This is a genomic window from Nocardioides sp. T2.26MG-1 (assembly GCF_950101795.1).
Lineage (GTDB): Bacteria > Actinomycetota > Actinomycetes > Propionibacteriales > Nocardioidaceae > Nocardioides.
On sequence record NZ_CATNLZ010000037.1, the window covers coordinates 218,439 to 236,524 of the forward strand.

An 18,086-nucleotide genomic window follows, 5' to 3' on the forward strand; every position below is an offset into this window, starting at 1 on the left:
TGCCCCGCATGGCAGATCTCGGACCCGTCACCTGGCCGCCTGCTCCGATCCGCACGGAGCGCCTCGTGCTGCGTGACGCGGAGGCTCGCGACCGGCCTGCGGTCATCGAGCTGTACGCGTCGCCCGAGGTGCACGCCTATCTCGGCGGGCCACGTGCGCTCGACGAGCTGGAGCGACTCGTGCCGGAGGTGCCCGGGCAACGCCCCGGCTACTTCGTCGTCGACCTCGACGGCGCGGCGATCGGCACGGTGACGCTCGGTCGGCGCGATCCGGAGCGCCCCGGTCAGCTCCGCTCCGACGCCGGGGAGGTGGAGCTCAGCTACCTGTTCCTGCCGACCGCCTGGGGACGCGGGTACGCCGCCGAGGCCTGCGCCGCGGTGCTCGACTGGCTTGCCGGCGTACTGCCGGGTGAACGGGTGGTGCTCTGCACCCAGACCGCCAACGCCGCGTCGATGCGACTGGCGGCGCGGCTCGGGTTCGCCGAGGTGGAGCGGTTCGAGGAGTTCGGTGCGGAGCAGTGGCTCGGCGTGTGGTCGCCGGCGCGGTGATCCCAGGTCGTCACCTGGCCGCGTGTCCAGGTCGGTGCGGCTGACCCAGTCGCCCTTGCGGTGCCGGGCCTGGTCGAACCGGGCGGTGTGGGCGGGTCGGCCTAGACGACCTTGGCCTCGGCGATGGTGAGCATCCGGCCGGGTGACTCATCGCCGATCGCGTCCGCGACCGCTTGGTCGACGATGCGGACCTGGTCGCGTTCCAGGCGGCGGGACATCCGGGCCACCTTGCACGCCACCCAGGGCTCGCACTCGAGTGCGACGACCTGGGCCCAGGTCGCCGGCAGCCGGTGCCGCAGGTCCAGGGCGTCGCCGGTGGTGGCGCGGGTGGAGGCGGGGTGGGTCTGCCGGGCGATCGCGAGCTCGGGCACGCACAGCGGACTCAACCGCTCGGCGCAACGCGCAGCACCTGCTCGCGGAGGATGTCCGCATGTCCGCAATGCTGGGCGAGCTCGCGCAGCACGTGGAGGTAGACCCACTGCAGCGGCAGCGGGCCGCGGCGGTTCCCGTGGAGAAGGTCGCCCAGCTCCAGGGCTGCGACCGCCTCACGCGACGCCTGGCACACCTCGCGATGCGCGTCGCGGACAGTGGCGATGGTGTCGTCGTCGTGGAGGTCGAAGGACCTGTCGGGGCCGGATGGGATGCCCAGCTCGTGCCTGGGACGGCCGGTGACGGCTTCGCCGAACCAGACCTGCTCGACGAAGGTCGCGTGCTTGACCAGGCCTAACAACGTGGTCTTCGAGGGCACCAGTGAACGGCGGGCCTGCTCCTCGGTGAGTCCGTCGAGGCAGGCGTTCAGTGCGTCGCGGTGCTGATCGAGGAAGGTCTCGAACTGGACCTTGGGAGGTGCGTCGATGACGTCCTCGGCGGCCGGTGTTGTGGGATGGGACACCCGGGGATGATCGCAGGGCCCACCGCGATCCCGGGACCGGAGGCCCTTGACGTGGAGTGCGCTCCAACGAGTGAACTGGCCCCATGTCCACTCAGCCCGTCCCCACCCCGTCCCTCACCTCCTCCACCGCGCCGCTCGGCCGAGGCGGCCCGGTGGTCACCCGCTTCGCGCTCGGGACGATGACCTTCGGGGTCGAGACGGTCGAGGACGAGGCGTTCGCGCAGCTCGATCACTACGTCGAGCAGGGGGGCACGTTTGTCGACACCGCCGACGTGTACGGCGGGGGCGAGTCCGAGCGGATCATCGGACGGTGGCTCGCCGACCGGCGGCACGAGCACCTGGTGATCTCGACCAAGGGGCGCTTCGGTGCGCCCGCCGGCACCCCGGGAGCCTCGCGCCGTGGGCTCCGGCGCGCGGTCGACGGCAGCCGCTCGCGGCTCGGTCTCGACGCGCTGGACGTGTACTTCGTGCACGGCTGGGACGAGCAGACGCCGGTCGAGGACACCCTGGACACCCTCAGCTCGCTCGTGCGTGCCGGCACCATCCACCAGCTGGGGTGGTCGAACGTGACGGGCTGGCAGCTCCAACGGATCCTGACGACCGCCCGGCTCGGCGGGTACGTCGTCCCGGCCCTCCTCCAGCCGCAGTACAACCTCCTGGACCGCGGCATCGAGCTCGAGCTGCTGCCGCTCTGCCTGGAGGAGTCGGTCGCGCTGACGCCATGGTCGCCGCTCGCCGGCGGGTGGTTGACCGGCAAGTACCGGCCCGACAGCCGTCCCGTCGGCCACACCCGGCTCGGCGAGGACCCCGGGCGGGGCGTGGAGGCCTACGACGTCCGCAACACCGAGCGGACCTGGCGGATCCTCGAGGTCGTCACCCGCATCGCCGAGGGGCACGGCCGGCCGCCCGCGCACGTCGCGCTGGCCTGGCTGCTGACCCGGCCCGGCGTCGCCTCGGTGCTGCTCGGTGCGCGCACCGTCGGCCAGCTGGCCGAGGCGCTCGCAGCGATCGACCTCGAGCTCGACGACGACGCCGTGCGCGCGCTCACCGAGGTCAGCGACCCCGGGCTGCCGCCGTACCCCTACGGCATGGTCGAGGACTACTGCGGCGTCCAGCACTGGCAGCGCCTGGGCGTCCGGCCGGTCAGATCGGCTCGAACGACGACGTGAAGTGCCGCAGCGACTTGGGCTCGTCGACGATCCGGTACGCCGGCAGGTCCTCCGCGTGGGCGGCCACCTCCTCGCACACCTCGATGACGTAGTCGATGTGGCTCTGGGTGTAGGTGCGCCGTGGGATCGCCAGCCTGACCAGGTCCATCGAGGCCGGCACCTCGGTGCCGTCGGGCTGCCGCCCGAACATCACGGTCCCGATCTCGCACGAGCGGATCCCGCCGGTCTCGTAGAGCGCGACCGCGACCGACTGGCCGGGGTACTGCAGGGGATCCAGGTGCGAGGCGAGCGCGCGGGCGTCGATGTAGACGGCATGCCCGCCGAACGGGCTGAGCACCGGGATGCCGCGCTTGTGCAGCGCCTCGCCGAGGTACGCCGTGGACTGGATCCGGTAGCGCAGGTAGTCGTGCTGCACGACCTCCTTCAGCCCCTGGGCCAGGGCCTCGAGGTCGCGCCCGGCGAGCCCGCCGTACGTCGGGAAGCCCTCGGTGAGGATCAGCGTGTTGCGGCAGGCGGCGGCGAGCTCGTCGTCGTTCATCGCCAGCCAGCCGCCGATGTTGCCCATCGGGTCCTTCTTGGCGCTCATCGTCATGCCGTCGGCCAGACCGGCGACGTCGCGCACGATGTCGGCCACCTCGCGGTCGCCCTGGCCGTCCTCGCGCTCGCGGATGAACCAGGCGTTCTCGGCGAACCGGCACGCGTCGAGGAACAGCGGCTTGCCGTAGCGGTCGCAGATCTCGCGGACGCCGCGCAGGTTGGCCAGCGAGACGGGCTGGCCGCCGCCGCTGTTGTTGGTGATCGTGACGAAGACGCACGGTACGTCGTCCGCGCGGGCCGCCAGCAGGTCCTCGAGCGCCGCGAGGTCCATATTGCCCTTGAACGGGTGCTGCGACGACAGGTCGCGCCCCTCCGGGATCGGGATGTCGACCGCCTGCGCACCGGTCGCCTCCACGTTGGCGCGGGTCGTGTCGAAGTGCGTGTTGTTCGGCACCACCTTGCCGGGCCCGCCGATCACCGAGAACAGGATCTTCTCCGCGGCCCGCCCCTGGTGCACGGGGATGACGTGCTCGAAGGGGAACAGCTCGCGCACGGCGTCCGCGAACAGGTAGTACGACGGCGAGCCGGCGTACGACTCGTCGCCGTGCTGGATCGCGGCCCACTGGTCCCGGCTCATCGCGCCCGTGCCGGAGTCGGTGAGCAGGTCGACCAGCACGTGCTCGGCGCGCACCTGGAAGAGGTTGAACGCCGCCTCCCGGAGGTAGGACCGGCGCTCGGCGCGGGTGCTCATCCGCAGCGGCTCCACGGAGTGGATGCGGAACGGCTCGAAGATCGTGCGGAAGGTGGGCTCGTCCATGCCTGCCATCGTGGCGCACGCGGCCGGTGTGTGGGGGCGATCGGCACGCCTCGCTCGTAGCGGGCCCGCCCGGCTCTAGTCTCGGTCCGTGGCCTCCCGCACCCGCGCTGCGACGTACGCCCGTCGCCGCAAGCGCCGGATGTCCCTCGTCGAGCACGACCTGACCGACGCCCAGTGGTTCGCGCTGATGGAGGCGTGGGGCGGCTGCGCCTACTGCGGCAACGTCGCGGACGCCCTGCAGAAGGACTGCATGCTGCCGATCTCCCGCGGTGGCCGGTACACCCTGGCGAACGTCGTGCCGGCGTGCCGGTCGTGCAACGCCAGCAAGTGCAACACCGAGGTGACCACCTGGCTGCGTCGCAAGAAGCGCGACGACGGCGCGTTCCTGCTCCGTCAGGTGCAGATCGCACACGTGATCGCGGCGGACTGCTGACGGGCTGACGCGGCGACACCGCTCACGGTTCCGGTATCACGGGGCGGTCCGGCGACTCCTCCCATCAACGGCCTTCTCTGGGGCCGCATGATCCAGGAGGGAACCATGAGTCTCACCGAAACCAGCGAGGTCTTCGTCGCCGTCGAGGAGTCGGCGCTCAACGACCTCATCACCGCGGTGTGCACGACCAGGCCGCACCTGCTCCACTACGGGTCACCCGCGTTCGTGCCGGCGTCCAGCACCTCGGCCACCCAGATGGCCCCGATCCCGTTCCCGGGATCGTCGGGACTGCAGTGGTCGGTCGAGCTGGGCATTCCCCGGCTCGACCTGTTCAAGCAGGACGAGGCGCTGCCGCCCGAGCTGAGCCTGGGCGCCGGTCAGTTCAGCCTGTCCACCGTCGTCACGCTGTGCGTCGACTGCGCGTCCCGGGGGAAGAACGACCCGCGGGGCGAGGACCGTCCGGAGCACGAGCACGAGCACGATCCCAACCACGATCCCAACCGCGATGACAAGCCGTGGCGCGACGACCGGGACGACTGGGGCAAGGCGCAGAACCCGATGTGCTGCCGACTCGACGTCTACGCGGTCGGGCACCTGGTCAGCACCTGGGCAGGCGGCCAGCGCGCCATCGGCTTCGCCGTCGACTCCGTGGAGATCGTCGACATCGAGCCGAACGCGCTCGAGTCGGTGATCGAGTGCCTGCTCACGATGATCCTGCGCTCGGTGCTCGCCACCCTGTCGCTCCCCGTGACCGCCCTCGAGCTGGGCGCGTTCACCCTGACCCCGACCGTGGGTCCCCTGATCGACGTCAACCGGGTCCTGGCCCGGGGCGACTTCTAGGAGGTAGTCATGTCAGAGATACTCGCCGCCATCGACGAGATGGCTGCCCAGCAGCTGTTCGACACCGAGGTTGCCGCTCTGGGGACGCAGTCCACGAGCGGCTCCTCGTCACTCGGTCCGTTCGGGGTGTCGTACGCCGTGAGCGGCACCCTGTCCAACGGCACCGTCGACCTGATCGCGCCGGCCACGGTCGAGATCGCCGATCTCCGGCTGGACTGGCACGTCGACCTGACGTTCCAGCTGGACATCGGTGACTTCATCCCCGACATCCACATCCCGCAGGTGTGCATCCACATCCCCTGCGTCGGCACCGTGTGCACGCCGAAGATCGACATCGTCTGGCCGACGGTGCCGGTGCACGTGTCGTTCGGCGACTTCCTCTTGACGACCGTCGACCTCGGCGTCGCCTTGAGTCTCGTCTCGGGTGTGTGGAAGGTCGAGGGGATCGTCCAGGGCGTGCCGAGCCTGCAGTTCGGCGCGTCCACGGCCGCCCTCCTGGCCGCCATCGGGCTGGCCGTCTCGGCCGCCGTCGCGTGGGTGCCCCTCATCGGGCCCTTCCTGGCGGTGCTGGTGGGCGCGGTCGTCGCCGCCATCGGCATCGCCGGCCTCACGGGGCTGCTCGGCCCGATCATCACGCCGTTCGTCTCGGGCACCCGGTTCCCGATCACCGACGTCCCCGCCCTGTTCGAGGTGCTGCCCGCCTCCGGCCCGTTCGACCCCGCGGTGTTCGTGACGGTCGACAGCCTCGGTGCCGAGATCCAGCACAACCCACCCGAGGACGAGCTCGTCGTCCTCGCCGACATCACGGCCTGAGGAGGCAGTCATGACCGAGAACCTGGACAGCCGCGCCCTGCGGAACACCGACTGCTACGGGCAGCGGTTCATGAAGCCGGGCACCTATCCCTACGCTCTCGTCCCGGCCGGTGGACCCGGCGCGGGTGGCGACTTCCCGTACGTCGTGGAGGTCGTGGAGAAGTCCTCGAAGGGCGAACGCGCCATGCACCAGGCAACCGTCACGGTGCGCTTCGAGAAGGAGCGACACGGCGACTGCTGCGACGAACGCACCTCCGGCCCCGGACGCTTCGTGCCGGACCTGGAGCGGGTGACGGTCGAAGCCGGCGACATGGTCGTGTGGAACTCACCCGATGCGGCCACCCGGCCGTTCGCCGTGGACGGCGAGAAGGAGTTCTTCGGCAGCAGCGCGCTGACCAACGAGTGCGGCTACACCCACGTGTTCACGACGCCGGGCGAGCACGAGTACGCCGACGCGTACGGCTCCGGGCTCCGCGGCGTCGTGCGGGTGGCCGACCCCCAGCCGCGCAACCAGAAGGAGCTGCGCGCCTGGCGGGCGCGCCTCGCCGAAGGCGCGCTGGTGATGATCAACGACGGCAGGCCCGAACCGGCCGAGCTCGAGATCGTGCTGGGCCAGACGGTGTTCTTCGCCGTCGTGACCGGCCCGGGCGTGACGATCACCGAGGCCTCGCTGGTCGAGCAGCGCTCGTCGTCAGCGGGTGCGGCCTAGCCGGCCGCCACGGGCCGGCCGCAAAAGGGCCGTCAGGGGTAGTTGTGGTAGTTCTCGACCTTGCCCTTGTCGAGCACGCGCGCGCGACGTACGTCGCCGTCGACGACCCCACGGCGGCCGGGCCAGAACGCCCATCCCGCAAGGCCCAGCACCACGATCCCGATCAGGATCCAGAGGACGATCATCGGTACCTCCCCCGAGAGCAGATGTGACCGCCAACGGTACGCCCCGCTCGGTGACCGGTGGTTGAAGGTCGCGTCGTCAGATCCCCAGGTCGGCCTCGCGCACCCGCTCGACGGCCTCCGGCGGTCCCTCGAACCCGAGCCCCCGGGTCTGGTCGCGGCCGAAGAGGAACAGGGCCAGCTCGACCACCGGGCCGGAGATCGTCACCGGGTCGGGGCCCTTGCGCGCCGTCGCCGTGGCGCCGGTGTCCACGCGCTTCAGGACCGTCGGCTCGGGCAGCTTGCGGCCGAAGAGTGCGGCCGCCCTGGTCAGCTGCGACCAGAGCGCGTCGAGGTCCTCGGCCGGCAGTGAGCGCGGCTCCCAGCCGGGCTGGGCCCGGCGCAGGTCCTCGTGGTGGACGACGAGCTCGACGGTGTTCATCAGCTCGTCGAGCCGGGGTGCCAGCCGCAGCGGCGGCGACGGCCGCCGCAGCCGCTCCACCTCCACGCCGAAGGACCGGTCCCGCCCGTGCGCCATCGCGCGGTCGGTGAGCCCGGCGAGCGGGGGCACCACGTTGCCGAGAGCGCTGACGGGCCGCCGCTCGCGGATCAGCAGGTGGTTGACCAGGTCGCGAGCGTCCCATCCCTCGCACAGCGTCGGCGCGTCCGGCCCGAGCGTCAGGGCGAGGTCGCACAGGTCGGTCCGTTCCCGGCGGGCGAGGGAGGCGCTCATGCTCACGAGAGTATGTCGGTGCCGGGGAATACCCTGTCCGGGCCGCGGGGTTGCCCGCAGGAGAGACGAGAGAGACGGGCCAGGGAACACGGTGGCGGACAAGCAGGCGAGCCGACGCGGCACGACGCGCGAGGGCTTCGCCGTACTCGGCGTCGCGATCCGCCGCGAGCCGTGGATCTTCACGGTCTCCACGATCGGCAGCGTGCTGTTCGGCGCACTGACGGTCGCCGACGCGTGGGTGCTCGGCTGGTCGACCGACCACGTCGTGCTGCCGGCGTACGAGAACGGCGAGATCGGCGCCGACATGCTGCTCGCGGTGCTGGCGCTGTTCCTCGGCGTCGCGATCCTGCGCGCGGTCGGCATCGTCGCGCGCCGCCTCGGTGCCGGCGTCATGCAGTACCGCATGCAGGCCCACACCCGGCGCGCGGTCACCCGGCAGTACCTCGCGCTCCCGATGGAGTGGCACCAGAGCCACCCGACCGGTCAGCTGCTCTCCAACGCCAACTCCGACGTCGAGGCCGCCTGGGGTCCGATCGCGCCGCTGCCGATGGCGGTCGGCACCGTCGCGATGATGGTGATCGCGGTCGCCCAGATGTTCGCGGCCGACCTGGTCATGGCGCTGGTCGGTCTGCTGGTCTTCCCGGCCGTGATCGCCGCCAACCTCGCCTACCAGCGCCTGGCCTCGCCGCTGATGACCCGCGCGCAGCAGCTGCGGGCCGAGCTCAGCGAGGTCGCCCACGAGTCCTTCGACGGCGCCATGGTGGTCAAGACGCTGGGCCGGGAGTCCGAGGAGACCGCGCGGTTCGCCGCGCAGGCCGACCGGCTCCGCGAGGTCAACATCCGTGCCGGCCGCATCCGCGCGGCCTTCGACCCGACGCTCGCGGCGCTGCCCAACGTCGGCGTGCTGGTCGTGCTCGCGGTGGGGGTGCAGCGGGTGCTCAACGGCACCACCGACGCCGGTGACGTGGTCACGGTCGCCTACCTCCTCACGATCGTCTCCTTCCCGATCCGGTCGATCGGCTGGCTGCTCGGCGAGTTCCCGCGCAGCGTCGTCGGCTACCACCGGGTCCGCAACGTGCTGCGCGCGACCGGCGAGATGCCATACGGCGACCAGCCGGCCGCGGCGGGTGCCGACGGGGCCCGCCTCGAGATCGAGCACCTCGCCTACGCCTACGACGCCGACCAGCCGGTGCTCGACGACGTGACGTTCACCGTCGAGCCCGGCCGCACGGTCGCGATCGTCGGGGCGACGGCGTCCGGCAAGAGCACGCTCACGACGCTGATGGCGCGGCTGGTCGACCCCGACCGGGGCCGGATCGTGCTCGACGACACCGACCTGCGTGACCTCGCCCGCGGCCAGCTCGCGCAGACCGTCGCCCTGGTGCCGCAGACCGCGTTCCTGTTCGACGACACCGTCCGCGGCAACGTCACCCTGGGCGCCGATGTCTCCGACGAGGAGGTCTGGGCCGCGCTGCGGGCCGCCCAGGCCGACGGCTTCGTGGCCGCGCTCCCCGACGGGCTCGACGCCCGGCTGGGCGAGCGGGGCACCTCGCTCTCCGGCGGCCAGCGGCAGCGGATCTCGCTGGCGCGCGCCCTGGCCCGGCGGCCGCGGCTGCTGATCCTCGACGACGCCACGTCCGCGGTCGACCCCGAGGTCGAGGCGCGCATCCTCGAGGCGCTGCGCACCGGCGACGGCGGCACCACCCTGGTGGTGGTCGCCTACCGCAAGGCCACGATCGGGCTTGCCGACGAGGTCGTGCACCTCCAGGACGGCCGGGTCGCCGACCGCGGCACCCACGCCGAGCTGCTTGCGCGCAACCCGTCCTACGCCCATCTCGTGAACGCCTACGAGCAGCACGCCGACCTCGTGGAGGAGACCACATGAGCACCGTGCTCGACTCCGGCGAGGAGATCGGCGCGATCGCGACGCTGCGCCGCGGCGTCCACTTCTCCCCGGAGCTCACCGAGGGCATCTGGTGGACGCTGGGGCTCGCGGTGATCGCCTCCCTGGGCCAGGTCGTGGTCCCGATCGCGGTGCAGCAGACCCTCGACCGCGGGCTCAACGGGCCCGGCGGGCCCGACGTGTCGTACACGGTGCTCACCGGCATCGGCGCCGCGGTGGCGATCGCGCTCACCAGCTGGGCGTCGTACGCCATGACCGCGCGGCTGTTCACCGCCTCCGAGCGCGGCCTCGCCACGCTGCGGATCAAGGCGTTCCGGCACGTGCACGACCTGCCGCTGCTCACCCAGAACACCGAGCGCCGCGGCGCCCTGGTCTCGCGGGTGACCAGCGATGTCGACCAGGTGAGCCAATTCCTGGTCTTCGGCGGCCTGCTGCTCGTGGTCAGCGTCGGCCAGGTGCTGGTCGCCACCGTGGTGATGGTGATCTACAGCTGGCAGCTCGCCCTGGTCGTCTGGGTCTGCTTCGCACCCCTGTTCCTGTCGCTGCGCTACTTCCAGCGCAAGCTCTCCGACGCCTACGGCACGGTCCGCCGGCAGGTCGGTGTGATGCTCTCGGCGGTCTCCGAGCCGGTCGTGGGCGCGGCGGTGGTGCGGTCGTACGCCGTCGAGGCGCGCACCCAGGCACGCATCGACGCGGCCATCGACGAGTACAAGGCCGCGAGCACCCGCGCACAGGGCTTCACGGCGTTCTCGTTCTCCCTCGGCGGGGTCTCGGCCGGCATGGCCAACGCCGGCGTGCTGATCGTCGGCATCTGGCTCGGGCTCGAGGTGCTGCCGACCGGTGCCGACCTCACCTCCGGCCGGGTGCTCGCGTTCGCGTTCCTGGTCACGCTCTTCGTCGGCCCGGTCCAGATGGGCACCCAGATCCTCACCGACGCCCAGAACGCGATCGCCGGCTGGCGCCGGGTGATCGGCATCCTCGACACCCCCGCCGACCTGGTCGACCCGGGTCCCGAGGGCCGCACCCTGCCCCGTGGACCCATCGACGTCCACCTCGCCGGCGTCACGTTCGCCTACCCCGGCGGCCCGCCGGTGTTGCGTGACGTCGAGCTCGAGATCGCGGCCGGCACCCGGGTCGCGGTCGTCGGCGAGACCGGCTCGGGCAAGTCGACGATCGCCAAGCTGCTGACCCGGCTCATGGACCCGTCCGAGGGAGCGGTGCTGCTCGACGGCGTCGACGTGCGCGAGATCGCCGACAGCTCGCTGCGCCGCAGCGTGGTGCTGGTGCCGCAGGAGGGCTTCCTGTTCGACGACACGATCGCCGCCAACGTGCGCTACGGCCGGCTGGACGCGACCGACGAGGAGATCCTCGCGAGTGCCACCGAGCTCGGCCTGGGCGACTGGGTCGCCGGCCTGCCGCACGGCCTGGCCACCCGGGTCGGTCAGCGCGGCGAGTCGCTGTCCGCGGGGGAGCGCCAGCTGGTCGCGCTGCTGCGGGCCCAGCTCGCCGACCCCGACCTGCTCGTGCTCGACGAGGCCACCAGCGCCGTCGACCCCGCCCTCGAGATGCGCATCGGCCGGGCGCTCGAGCGGCTGATGACCGGTCGCACCTCGGTGACGATCGCCCACCGGCTCTCGACGGCCGAGGGCGCCGACGAGGTGGTGGTGGTCGACCGGGGCCGGATCGTCCAGCGCGGGCCGCACGCCCGGCTCGTCGAGGAGGAGGGGTCGGTCTACGCCGGCCTGCACGCCTCCTGGGTCTCCCAGCACGGCGCGTGAGGCCACCCGGGATACTGGCGTGGTGACCTCCCTCGACCCCGCCATCGCCGACCGGCTCAAGCGCACCGCCGACGGGCTGGTCCCGGCGGTCGTCCAGCAGCACGACACCGGTGAGGTGCTGATGCTCGGCTGGATGGACGACGAGGCGCTGGCCCGCACCCTGACGACCGGACGGGCGACGTACTGGAGCCGCTCCCGGCAGGAGTACTGGCTCAAGGGCGAGACCTCCGGCCACGTGCAGTGGGTCCGCGAGGTGCGCCTCGACTGCGACGGCGACACGCTGCTGGTGAAGGTCGACCAGGTCGGCGCCGCCTGCCACACCGGCGACCGCACCTGCTTCGACGCCGACCTGCTGCCGAGCGTGGACGCCCGTGCCTGAGCCCCGCCGCAGCTTCGGTCCGGTCGTGCTGGCCGGGCTCGTGGCCGGCGCCGCCACGGCGATCGCCGGTGATCGGCCGGCGGCGGCCGCCGACGGCCCGCACAGCGCCGCCGACGCGCTGGTCACCTACGACGCGCACATGCCGGTGGTGACCGCCCTCGGCCTGGTCGTGCTGGCCTGCTGGGGCGTCGTCCTGGTCACCCGCGGTCGGGTGCGCCGAGCGGTCGCCGCGCTGGCGGTGCTGGCCGCGGTGGGAGCCGCCGTCGCCGTGGTGGCAGCGTGGTCCCAGGTGCCCGACCGGCTGCGCGTCGAGCTCGCCCAGGTCGGTGTCGCCGACGCCGGGGTCGGCCACACCGCCTGGTTCTGGGCGGCGGCCGTGGCCGCGCTGCTCTCGGTGCTGACGTCTGCTGCGGCGGTCGCCTGGGTGCCGGGCTGGCCCCAGATGGGCAGCCGGTACGACGCGCCCGGGTCCGCCGCGGCCGCGCCGGCGGTCGCGCCGGAGGAGCAGACCAGCCTGGACCTCTGGAGGGCGATCGACGAGGGTCGCGACCCGACGGCGGCCGAGCCTGAATAGACTGTGCCCGGGTCAGCACCCGGCCCGCCAGGACCCCCCGCATCGAGGAGCCCCGCAATGTCTGACAGCCACGGCAACACCCCCGCAGCCTGGACCGCCGTCGCGGTCGCGATGCTGGGCTTCGTGGTCGGCGCCGTGGGCCTGCTGCTCGACCCGGTGAGCTACCCGGTCTTCTGGGTGGGCGTCGCCCTCGGGGTCTCCTCGCTGGTGGTCTTCGGCGTGATGGCCAAGCTCGGTCTCCACGAGTCCGGACACTGACCCAGGTCCGGCCGTGACCTCCACCGTGCCCTCCTCGACCGCCGCCTCGGCGGTCGACGAGCCGAGCCGGTGGCAGCGGATCGCGGCGCCGGCGTACACGCTCGGCGGGCTCGGCGCGGCGACGCTGGCGCTGCACCTCCGCGACCCGCACCAGGGCGGCTCCTGGGGCTACTGCCCGAGCGCCGCGCTCGGCTTCTGGTGCCCGGGCTGCGGCGGCCTGCGGGCGGTCAACGACCTCACCAACGGCGACGTGGGCGCAGCGGCCTCCAGCAACCTGCTCTTCATCGTGCTGCTGCCGTTCATCGTGTTCCTGCTCGGCCGGTGGACCGTGGACCGCTGGGTCGGTCGGGAGCGGGAGCCCGACGCCCGGCTGGTGGCGATCGGCACCGTCACCCTGTGCGTCGTCGCGCTGGCGTTCGCGATCGTGCGCAACCTGCCGGCCGGGTCCTGGCTCGCCCCCTGACCCCCGGCCTCGGGTGCCGGGACATGACGAAGGCCGGCCCCGGAGAGCCGGCCCACGTCGTCGTCGAGCCGGTGGCTACGAGGTGCTGTACTCGAAGTTCGTGTCGATGACGCCCGTCGCGACCAGGATGATCGTCACGACCACCATCAGGATCCCGATGACGCCGGTGATGATGCCGGTCAGGGCCATGCCCTCACCCTTGAGCTGACCGTTCGACGCCCGGATCTCCTTGCGCGCCAGGATCCCCAGCACGAGCCCCACGATGCTGGTGATCACGAAGAACCCGCAGCAGATGGTCAGCAGGCCGACCAGGCCGGTGACCATGGACGCGATCGCCTTGCCCGCCGTCTTGGGCGGCAGCCCGCCCTGCGGCGGCACCGGCACGCCGTACTGCGGCGGGGGAGGTGGCTCTGAGTAGCTCACGTGCGTGAAACCCTTCGTTGTGGCCGTCCGTCTGCCGGCCGATTGGTGCGGACCCTACCCGGGTGCGGCCCGGGGACGCTGCGCCTCGCCGTCCGCGGCCCGAGGCGCGGTCAGGGGGCGACCGCCGACGTGACAGACTTCGGGTGCGGCACGGCCCTGCCTGCCGACCTCCCGCTGACCCGACGCCGATCTGGAGTGCCCGCAATGTCCGTGCTCGACGACATCGTGGCCGGCGTGCGGGTCGACCTCGCCGAGCGCGAGGCCACGACGAGCCTCGCCGACCTGCGCGCGGCCCTGGCCGACGTCGACCCCCCACGTGACCCGATGCCCCGGTTCCGCGCCGAGGGCTCGAGCGTGATCGCCGAGGTGAAGCGGCGCAGCCCCAGCAAGGGCGACCTCGCCGCGATCCCCGACCCCGCCGAGCTGGCCCGGCGCTACCAGGCCGGGGGCGCGGCCGCGATCAGCGTGCTCACCGAGCAGCGTCGCTTCGGCGGCAGCGTCGAGGATCTGCGCGCCGTCCGCGCCGCGGTCGACACCCCGATCCTGCGCAAGGACTTCGTCGTGACGACCTACCAGGTCGTCGAGGCCCGCGCCGCCGGCGCCGACCTGGTGCTCCTCATCGTCGCCGCCCTCGACGACGACGAGCTGCGGCGGCTCCACGACGAGGCCCGCGAGCTCGGCCTGACCGTGCTCGTCGAGGTCCACGACGAGGCGGAGACCGAGCGCGCGGTCGAGCTCGGCGCCGAGCTGGTCGGCGTCAACGCCCGCAACCTCAAGACGCTCGCGATCCACGAGGACACGTTCGGTCGGCTAGCGCCGCTGGTCCCGGACGATCGCGTGAAGGTTGCGGAGTCGGGCATCTTCGGCCCCGACGACGTGGCCCGGTTCGTGCGCGAGGGCGCGCGGGCCGTGCTCGTGGGCGAGGCACTCGTGAAGGACGGCGACCCCGAGGGCGCCGTCCGCAGGATGACAGGAGTCACGGCATGACGACCCGGCCCGAGAGGACGACGACGTACGACGCGGACGCGCTCGGGTGGTTCGGCGGACCCGAGCGGGGCTTCGGCGGCCGGTTCATGCCCGAGGCGCTGGTCGCGGCGCTCGACGAGCTCACCGTCGCGTGGCAGGAGGCGATGGCCGACCCGGCGTTCGTCGCGGAGTTCGACGCGATCCTGCGCGAGTACGGCGGGCTCCCGAGCCCGCTCTACTACGCCGAGCGGCTCAGCAAGAAGGTCGGCGCGCGCATCCTGCTCAAGCGCGAGGACCTCAACCACACCGGCGCGCACAAGATCCGCAACGTGCTGGGCCAGGCGCTGCTCACCAAGCGGATGGGCAAGACCCGGGTGATCGCCGAGACCGGGGCCGGCCAGCACGGCGTGGCCAGCGCGACCGCCGCGGCCTACTTCGGCCTCGACTGCACGGTCTACATGGGCTCGGTCGACACCCGGCGGCAGGCGCTGAACGTCGCGCGGATGAACCTCCTGGGCGCCAAGGTCGTCGCGGTCGACTCCGGCAGCGCGACCCTGAAGGACGCGATCAACGAGGCGCTGCGCGACTGGGTCGCGAGCGTCGACCACACGGCGTACCTCTTCGGCACCGCCGCGGGCCCGCACCCGTTCCCGAGCATGGTCCGCGACTTCTGCCGCGGCATCGGCGACGAGGCGCGCGCCCAGTGCCTGGAGCAGTTCGGCGCGCTCCCGGACGCGATCGCGGCCTGCGTGGGCGGCGGGTCGAACGCGATCGGCCTGTTCACCGCGTTCCTCGACGACGAGGACGTCGCGATCTACGGGTTCGAGGCCGGTGGCGAGGGCTTCGAGACCGGGCGGCACGCCGCGACGATCCACGCCGGCGACCGTGGCGTGCTGCACGGCGCCCGCACGTTCGTGCTGCAGGACGAGGACGGCCAGACGATCGAGTCGCACTCGATCTCGGCGGGCCTGGACTACCCCGGGGTCGGCCCGCAGCACTCCTACCTGGCCGACATCAAGCGGGCGACGTACCTCCCGGTCACCGACGACGAGGCGATGGACGCGATGGCGCTGCTGGCCCGCACCGAGGGCATCATCCCCGCGATCGAGTCCGCCCACGCGGTCGCCGGCGCGCTGCGGCTCGCCGCGGAGCGTCCCGGCCAGACGATCCTGGTGAACCTCTCGGGCCGGGGTGACAAGGACATGGGCACGGCGATCGACTACTTCCGGCTCGGCGAAGCCGAGGCCGGAAGCGATCGGCAGAGCCGGCTCGGCCGGCCCGACGTGGAGACGGGGGACCCGGCGTGAGCACGCGCACCGCGTTCGAGAAGGCCCGGTCCGAGGACCGCGCCGCGCTGGTCGGCTACCTCCCGGCCGGCTACCCCGACGTCCCGGGCGCCATCGACGCGCTGCGGACCATGGTCGACGCCGGCTGCGACGTGATCGAGATCGGGCTGCCGTACAGCGACCCGGTCATGGACGGACCGACCATCCAGGCCGCCGCCCAGCAGGCGCTCGAGCGGGGTGTGCGCACCGCGGACGTGCTGCGCACGGTCGAGGCGGTCGCCGCGACCGGCACCCCCACGCTCGTGATGACCTACTGGAACCCGGTCGAGCACTACGGGGTGGCGCGGTTCGCGCGGGACCTCGCCAGCGCCGGGGGAGCGGGCCTGATCACACCGGACCTCACCCCCGACAGCGCCACCGACTGGATTGCGGCCGCCGACGAGCACGACCTCGACAAGGTCTTCCTCGTCGCACCCTCCTCGACGGACGCCCGGATCACGATGACGACGGCCGCGTGCCGTGGCTTCGTCTACGCGACCGCCGTCATGGGCGTCACCGGCACCCGGACCACCACCAGCGACCTCGCCGGCCCGCTCGTGGCCCGCGCCAAGGCGGTCACGGACCTGCCGATCGGCGTCGGGCTCGGGGTCAGCGACGGCGACCAGGCCGCCGAGGTGGCGTCGTATGCCGACGGCGTGATCGTCGGCTCGGCCTTCGTCCGGGCGCTCCTCGACCACCCGGACGACCGGGCCGCGGGCCTGCGCGCCCTGACCATCCTCACCGAGGACCTGGCAGGTGGGGTCCGGCGTGCGTAGGAGCCAGCTGGGCCACCGGCTCGGCGGCCTCGCCGCGGGCGTGTGCGTCGCGGCGCTGCTCGCGGGCTGCAGCAGCAGCACCGCCGAGGACGGCGACGGCTACCGCGCCGCCCAGACCCACGACGCCTACCCCGTCGCGGACACCCCGCTGACCGACACCGACGGGCAGCCGTTCTCCCTGACCGAGGACACCGACAAGCCGGTGACGCTGGTGTTCTTCGGCTATTCCAGCTGCCCCGACATCTGCCAGGTCGTGATGGCCAACATCGCCTCGGCCATGACCCGGCTCGACGAGGCCGACCGCAGGTCCGTCGACGTGGTGTTCGTGACCACCGACCCCAAGGTCGACACCGAGCAGCACCTGCGCGACTACCTCGACCGGTTCGACCCGTCGTTCATCGGCCTGACCGGTGACCTGAGCACGATCGCGGCGGTCGGCGAGCCCCTGGCGGTGTACGTCGCGGACGGCGCCCGGCTGCCCAGCGGCGGGCGTGACCTCAACAGCCACAGCACCCAGATCAGCGCGATCACCGCCGACGACACCTCACCGCTGCTCTGGACCCAGGACACCTCGTCGGCCGACCTGGCCGCCGACATCCACACGCTGCTCGCCGAGGAGGCGGACCGGTGAACCAGCTCACGGCCCACGTGCTGAACCACGTGGTCGCGCTCTCGATCCCGAGCCCGTCCTCGGGCGTCTGGCACCTCGGGCCGCTGCCCATCCGCGGCTACGCCCTCTCGATCATCCTCGGCATCATCGCCGCGATCTGGATCGGCGAACGCCGCTGGGTGGCGCGCGGCGGGCGAGCCGGCGACGTCCAGGACCTCGCCCTGTGGGCGGTCCCGTTCGGCCTGGTCGGCGGGCGGATCTACCACGTGATGACCGACCACGACCTCTACTTCGGAGCCGGACAGCACCCGATCGAGGCGCTGTACGTCTGGCGGGGCGGCCTTGGGGTCTGGGGCGCGGTCGCGTTCGGCGCGCTCGGGGTCTACCTGGGCGCCCGCAGCAAGGGCATCCGGATGCTCCCGGTCCTCGACGCGTTGGCCCCCGGCGTCCTGGTCGCGCAGGCGCTCGGCCGGTGGGGCAACTGGTTCAACCAGGAGCTGTTCGGCAAGCCCACGGACCTCCCGTGGGGCCTGGAGATCGACGCCGACCACCGCCCGCTCGGCTACCTCGACGACGCGACGTTCCACCCCACGTTCCTCTACGAGTTCTCGTGGAACCTTCTGGCCTTCGCGTTCGTGATCTGGGCCGACCGCCGATTCCGGCTGGGCCACGGCCGAGTGCTGGCGCTGTACGTGATGACCTACACGCTCGGTCGCGGCTGGATCGAGATGCTCCGCATCGACGCCGTCGAGCTCTCCGACGTCGGCGGGCTGCGTTTCAACGTGTGGACCTCGATCGTGCTGTTCGTGGTCGCCACCGTCTGCTTCGTGGTGAGCGCCCGGCTCCGCCCGGGCCGCGAGGAGCACGTGTACCGCGACCAGCGGCCGGACCAGCTGGACGAGCAGCCTGCACCGGGGTCACCCGGTGGTAATCTCTGAACCTCCGCTAGGGCCAATGTCGTCCCCTGCACCACTGCACT

23 protein-coding genes are annotated in these 18,086 nt (G+C 72.3%); 17 read left to right on the top strand and 6 right to left on the bottom strand.

Features of this window, described 5'->3' with window-relative positions; genetic code table 11:
- The first annotated feature begins 8 nt into the window (after positions 1–8).
- On the top strand, positions 9–548 hold the full coding sequence (locus QQZ14_RS25060; RefSeq protein ID WP_284537166.1) for a GNAT family N-acetyltransferase: 540 nt from the start codon (positions 9–11) through the stop codon (positions 546–548).
- 101 nt (positions 549–649) lie between these two features.
- Here QQZ14_RS25060 and QQZ14_RS25065 read toward each other — a convergent pair whose 3' ends face one another.
- Together QQZ14_RS25065 and QQZ14_RS25070 are read right to left on the bottom strand one after the other, a co-directional pair.
- Positions 650–919 carry a hypothetical protein gene (locus QQZ14_RS25065; RefSeq protein ID WP_284537167.1) on the bottom strand — a complete coding sequence of 90 codons (270 nt, stop codon included), beginning with the start codon at positions 917–919 and terminating at the stop codon, positions 650–652.
- Between the two features lie 11 nt (positions 920–930).
- The gene (locus QQZ14_RS25070; protein ID WP_284537168.1) at positions 931–1,440 is read right to left on the bottom strand and encodes a DinB family protein; all 510 of its coding nucleotides are present in this window, start codon (positions 1,438–1,440) and stop codon (positions 931–933) included.
- Between the two features lie 83 nt (positions 1,441–1,523).
- Between QQZ14_RS25070 and QQZ14_RS25075 the strand changes: the two genes are divergently transcribed.
- Positions 1,524–2,609, top strand: coding sequence for an aldo/keto reductase (locus QQZ14_RS25075; RefSeq protein WP_284537169.1), 1,086 nt, complete (start codon positions 1,524–1,526; stop codon positions 2,607–2,609).
- On the opposite strand, the gene QQZ14_RS25080 is transcribed toward QQZ14_RS25075, so the two are convergent.
- Positions 2,584–3,963, bottom strand: coding sequence for a tryptophanase (locus tag QQZ14_RS25080; protein ID WP_284537170.1), 1,380 nt, complete (start codon positions 3,961–3,963; stop codon positions 2,584–2,586). The two genes, QQZ14_RS25075 and QQZ14_RS25080, sit on opposite strands and share 26 nt — an antisense overlap.
- An 88-nt stretch (positions 3,964–4,051) precedes the next feature.
- Here QQZ14_RS25080 and QQZ14_RS25085 point away from each other — a divergent pair, with 88 nt between their 5' ends.
- The 4 genes from QQZ14_RS25085 (at position 4,052) to QQZ14_RS25100 (ending at position 6,758) form a co-directional block, all read left to right on the top strand.
- Positions 4,052–4,396, top strand: a complete 345-nt coding sequence (locus QQZ14_RS25085; protein WP_284537171.1) for an HNH endonuclease — start codon at positions 4,052–4,054, stop codon at positions 4,394–4,396.
- A 105-nt stretch (positions 4,397–4,501) separates the two neighbouring features.
- Complete coding sequence (locus QQZ14_RS25090) at positions 4,502–5,236, top strand: hypothetical protein (protein ID WP_284537172.1); 735 nt, start codon at positions 4,502–4,504, stop codon at positions 5,234–5,236.
- Between the two features lie 9 nt (positions 5,237–5,245).
- Positions 5,246–6,049 carry a hypothetical protein gene (locus QQZ14_RS25095; protein ID WP_284537173.1) on the top strand — a complete coding sequence of 268 codons (804 nt, stop codon included), beginning with the start codon at positions 5,246–5,248 and terminating at the stop codon, positions 6,047–6,049.
- 10 nt (positions 6,050–6,059) lie between these two features.
- Positions 6,060–6,758 carry a cupredoxin domain-containing protein gene (locus tag QQZ14_RS25100; protein ID WP_284537174.1) on the top strand — a complete coding sequence of 233 codons (699 nt, stop codon included), beginning with the start codon at positions 6,060–6,062 and terminating at the stop codon, positions 6,756–6,758.
- Positions 6,759–6,790: 32 nt separating this feature from the next.
- Here QQZ14_RS25100 and QQZ14_RS25105 read toward each other — a convergent pair whose 3' ends face one another.
- Both QQZ14_RS25105 and QQZ14_RS25110 read right to left on the bottom strand, forming a co-directional pair.
- A complete protein-coding gene (locus QQZ14_RS25105) occupies positions 6,791–6,943 on the bottom strand; it encodes a hypothetical protein (protein WP_284537175.1) in 153 nt (50 codons plus the stop codon).
- 76 nt (positions 6,944–7,019) lie between these two features.
- Entirely contained in the window at positions 7,020–7,652 is a 633-nt protein-coding gene (locus QQZ14_RS25110) for a TIGR03085 family metal-binding protein (protein WP_284537176.1), read from the bottom strand.
- A gap of 91 nt (positions 7,653–7,743) precedes the next feature.
- Between QQZ14_RS25110 and QQZ14_RS25115 the strand changes: the two genes are divergently transcribed.
- The 6 genes from QQZ14_RS25115 to QQZ14_RS25140 are packed head-to-tail and all read left to right on the top strand — an operon-like array spanning position 7,744 to position 13,007.
- Positions 7,744–9,537, top strand: a complete 1,794-nt coding sequence (locus tag QQZ14_RS25115; RefSeq protein WP_284537177.1) for an ABC transporter ATP-binding protein — start codon at positions 7,744–7,746, stop codon at positions 9,535–9,537.
- Positions 9,534–11,333, top strand: a complete 1,800-nt coding sequence (locus QQZ14_RS25120) for an ABC transporter ATP-binding protein (RefSeq protein WP_284537178.1) — start codon at positions 9,534–9,536, stop codon at positions 11,331–11,333. The genes QQZ14_RS25115 and QQZ14_RS25120 overlap by 4 nt, the downstream gene beginning before the upstream one ends.
- Positions 11,334–11,355: 22 nt before the next feature.
- Positions 11,356–11,712 (top strand): phosphoribosyl-AMP cyclohydrolase, encoded by a 357-nt coding sequence (gene hisI / locus QQZ14_RS25125; RefSeq protein ID WP_284537179.1) that lies wholly within the window; start codon positions 11,356–11,358, stop codon positions 11,710–11,712.
- Complete coding sequence (locus tag QQZ14_RS25130) at positions 11,705–12,286, top strand: Trp biosynthesis-associated membrane protein (RefSeq protein WP_284537180.1); 582 nt, start codon at positions 11,705–11,707, stop codon at positions 12,284–12,286. Before hisI ends, QQZ14_RS25130 begins: the two co-directional genes overlap by 8 nt.
- A 57-nt stretch (positions 12,287–12,343) precedes the next feature.
- Positions 12,344–12,544: an HGxxPAAW family protein gene (locus QQZ14_RS25135; RefSeq protein ID WP_284537181.1), complete on the top strand. Its 201-nt coding sequence runs from the start codon at positions 12,344–12,346 to the stop codon at positions 12,542–12,544.
- A 13-nt stretch (positions 12,545–12,557) separates the two neighbouring features.
- Positions 12,558–13,007: a DUF2752 domain-containing protein gene (locus QQZ14_RS25140; protein WP_284537182.1), complete on the top strand. Its 450-nt coding sequence runs from the start codon at positions 12,558–12,560 to the stop codon at positions 13,005–13,007.
- Positions 13,008–13,082: 75 nt separating this feature from the next.
- Here the strand turns inward: QQZ14_RS25140 and QQZ14_RS25145 are convergent, their stop codons facing one another.
- A complete protein-coding gene (locus QQZ14_RS25145) occupies positions 13,083–13,430 on the bottom strand; it encodes a DUF4190 domain-containing protein (protein ID WP_284537183.1) in 348 nt (115 codons plus the stop codon).
- 204 nt (positions 13,431–13,634) lie between these two features.
- On the opposite strand from QQZ14_RS25145, the gene trpC reads away from it, so the two are divergent.
- From trpC to lgt, 5 genes are read left to right on the top strand one after another with little or no spacing between them, the layout of a single operon-like run.
- Entirely contained in the window at positions 13,635–14,417 is a 783-nt protein-coding gene (gene trpC, locus QQZ14_RS25150; RefSeq protein WP_284537184.1) for an indole-3-glycerol phosphate synthase TrpC, read from the top strand.
- Positions 14,414–15,703, top strand: a complete 1,290-nt coding sequence (gene trpB, locus QQZ14_RS25155; protein WP_284537185.1) for a tryptophan synthase subunit beta — start codon at positions 14,414–14,416, stop codon at positions 15,701–15,703. Before trpC ends, trpB begins: the two co-directional genes overlap by 4 nt.
- Positions 15,700–16,497, top strand: coding sequence for a tryptophan synthase subunit alpha (trpA, locus tag QQZ14_RS25160; protein WP_284537186.1), 798 nt, complete (start codon positions 15,700–15,702; stop codon positions 16,495–16,497). Before trpB ends, trpA begins: the two co-directional genes overlap by 4 nt.
- Positions 16,490–17,128, top strand: coding sequence for an SCO family protein (locus tag QQZ14_RS25165; RefSeq protein ID WP_284537187.1), 639 nt, complete (start codon positions 16,490–16,492; stop codon positions 17,126–17,128). The genes trpA and QQZ14_RS25165 overlap by 8 nt, the downstream gene beginning before the upstream one ends.
- The gene (lgt, locus tag QQZ14_RS25170; protein WP_284537188.1) at positions 17,125–18,045 is read left to right on the top strand and encodes a prolipoprotein diacylglyceryl transferase; all 921 of its coding nucleotides are present in this window, start codon (positions 17,125–17,127) and stop codon (positions 18,043–18,045) included. Before QQZ14_RS25165 ends, lgt begins: the two co-directional genes overlap by 4 nt.
- Positions 18,046–18,086: the final 41 nt, after the last annotated feature.

What these genes read in the sequence shown, in the direction of transcription:
- QQZ14_RS25135 (WP_284537181.1), top strand. Translation starts at nt 12,344, where the DNA reads ATGTCTGACAGCCACGGCAACACCCCCGCAGCCTGGACCGCCGTCGCG.
- QQZ14_RS25095 (WP_284537173.1), top strand. Translation starts at nt 5,246, where the DNA reads ATGTCAGAGATACTCGCCGCCATCGACGAGATGGCTGCCCAGCAGCTG.
- trpC (WP_284537184.1), top strand. Translation starts at nt 13,635, where the DNA reads ATGTCCGTGCTCGACGACATCGTGGCCGGCGTGCGGGTCGACCTCGCC.
- QQZ14_RS25100 (WP_284537174.1), top strand. Translation starts at nt 6,060, where the DNA reads ATGACCGAGAACCTGGACAGCCGCGCCCTGCGGAACACCGACTGCTAC.
- QQZ14_RS25075 (WP_284537169.1), top strand. Translation starts at nt 1,524, where the DNA reads ATGTCCACTCAGCCCGTCCCCACCCCGTCCCTCACCTCCTCCACCGCG.
- QQZ14_RS25060 (WP_284537166.1), top strand. Translation starts at nt 9, where the DNA reads ATGGCAGATCTCGGACCCGTCACCTGGCCGCCTGCTCCGATCCGCACG.
- QQZ14_RS25080 (WP_284537170.1), bottom strand. Translation starts at nt 3,963, where the DNA reads ATGGACGAGCCCACCTTCCGCACGATCTTCGAGCCGTTCCGCATCCAC.
- QQZ14_RS25120 (WP_284537178.1), top strand. Translation starts at nt 9,534, where the DNA reads ATGAGCACCGTGCTCGACTCCGGCGAGGAGATCGGCGCGATCGCGACG.
- QQZ14_RS25090 (WP_284537172.1), top strand. Translation starts at nt 4,502, where the DNA reads ATGAGTCTCACCGAAACCAGCGAGGTCTTCGTCGCCGTCGAGGAGTCG.
- QQZ14_RS25105 (WP_284537175.1), bottom strand. Translation starts at nt 6,943, where the DNA reads ATGATCGTCCTCTGGATCCTGATCGGGATCGTGGTGCTGGGCCTTGCG.
- QQZ14_RS25110 (WP_284537176.1), bottom strand. Translation starts at nt 7,652, where the DNA reads ATGAGCGCCTCCCTCGCCCGCCGGGAACGGACCGACCTGTGCGACCTC.
- trpB (WP_284537185.1), top strand. Translation starts at nt 14,414, where the DNA reads ATGACGACCCGGCCCGAGAGGACGACGACGTACGACGCGGACGCGCTC.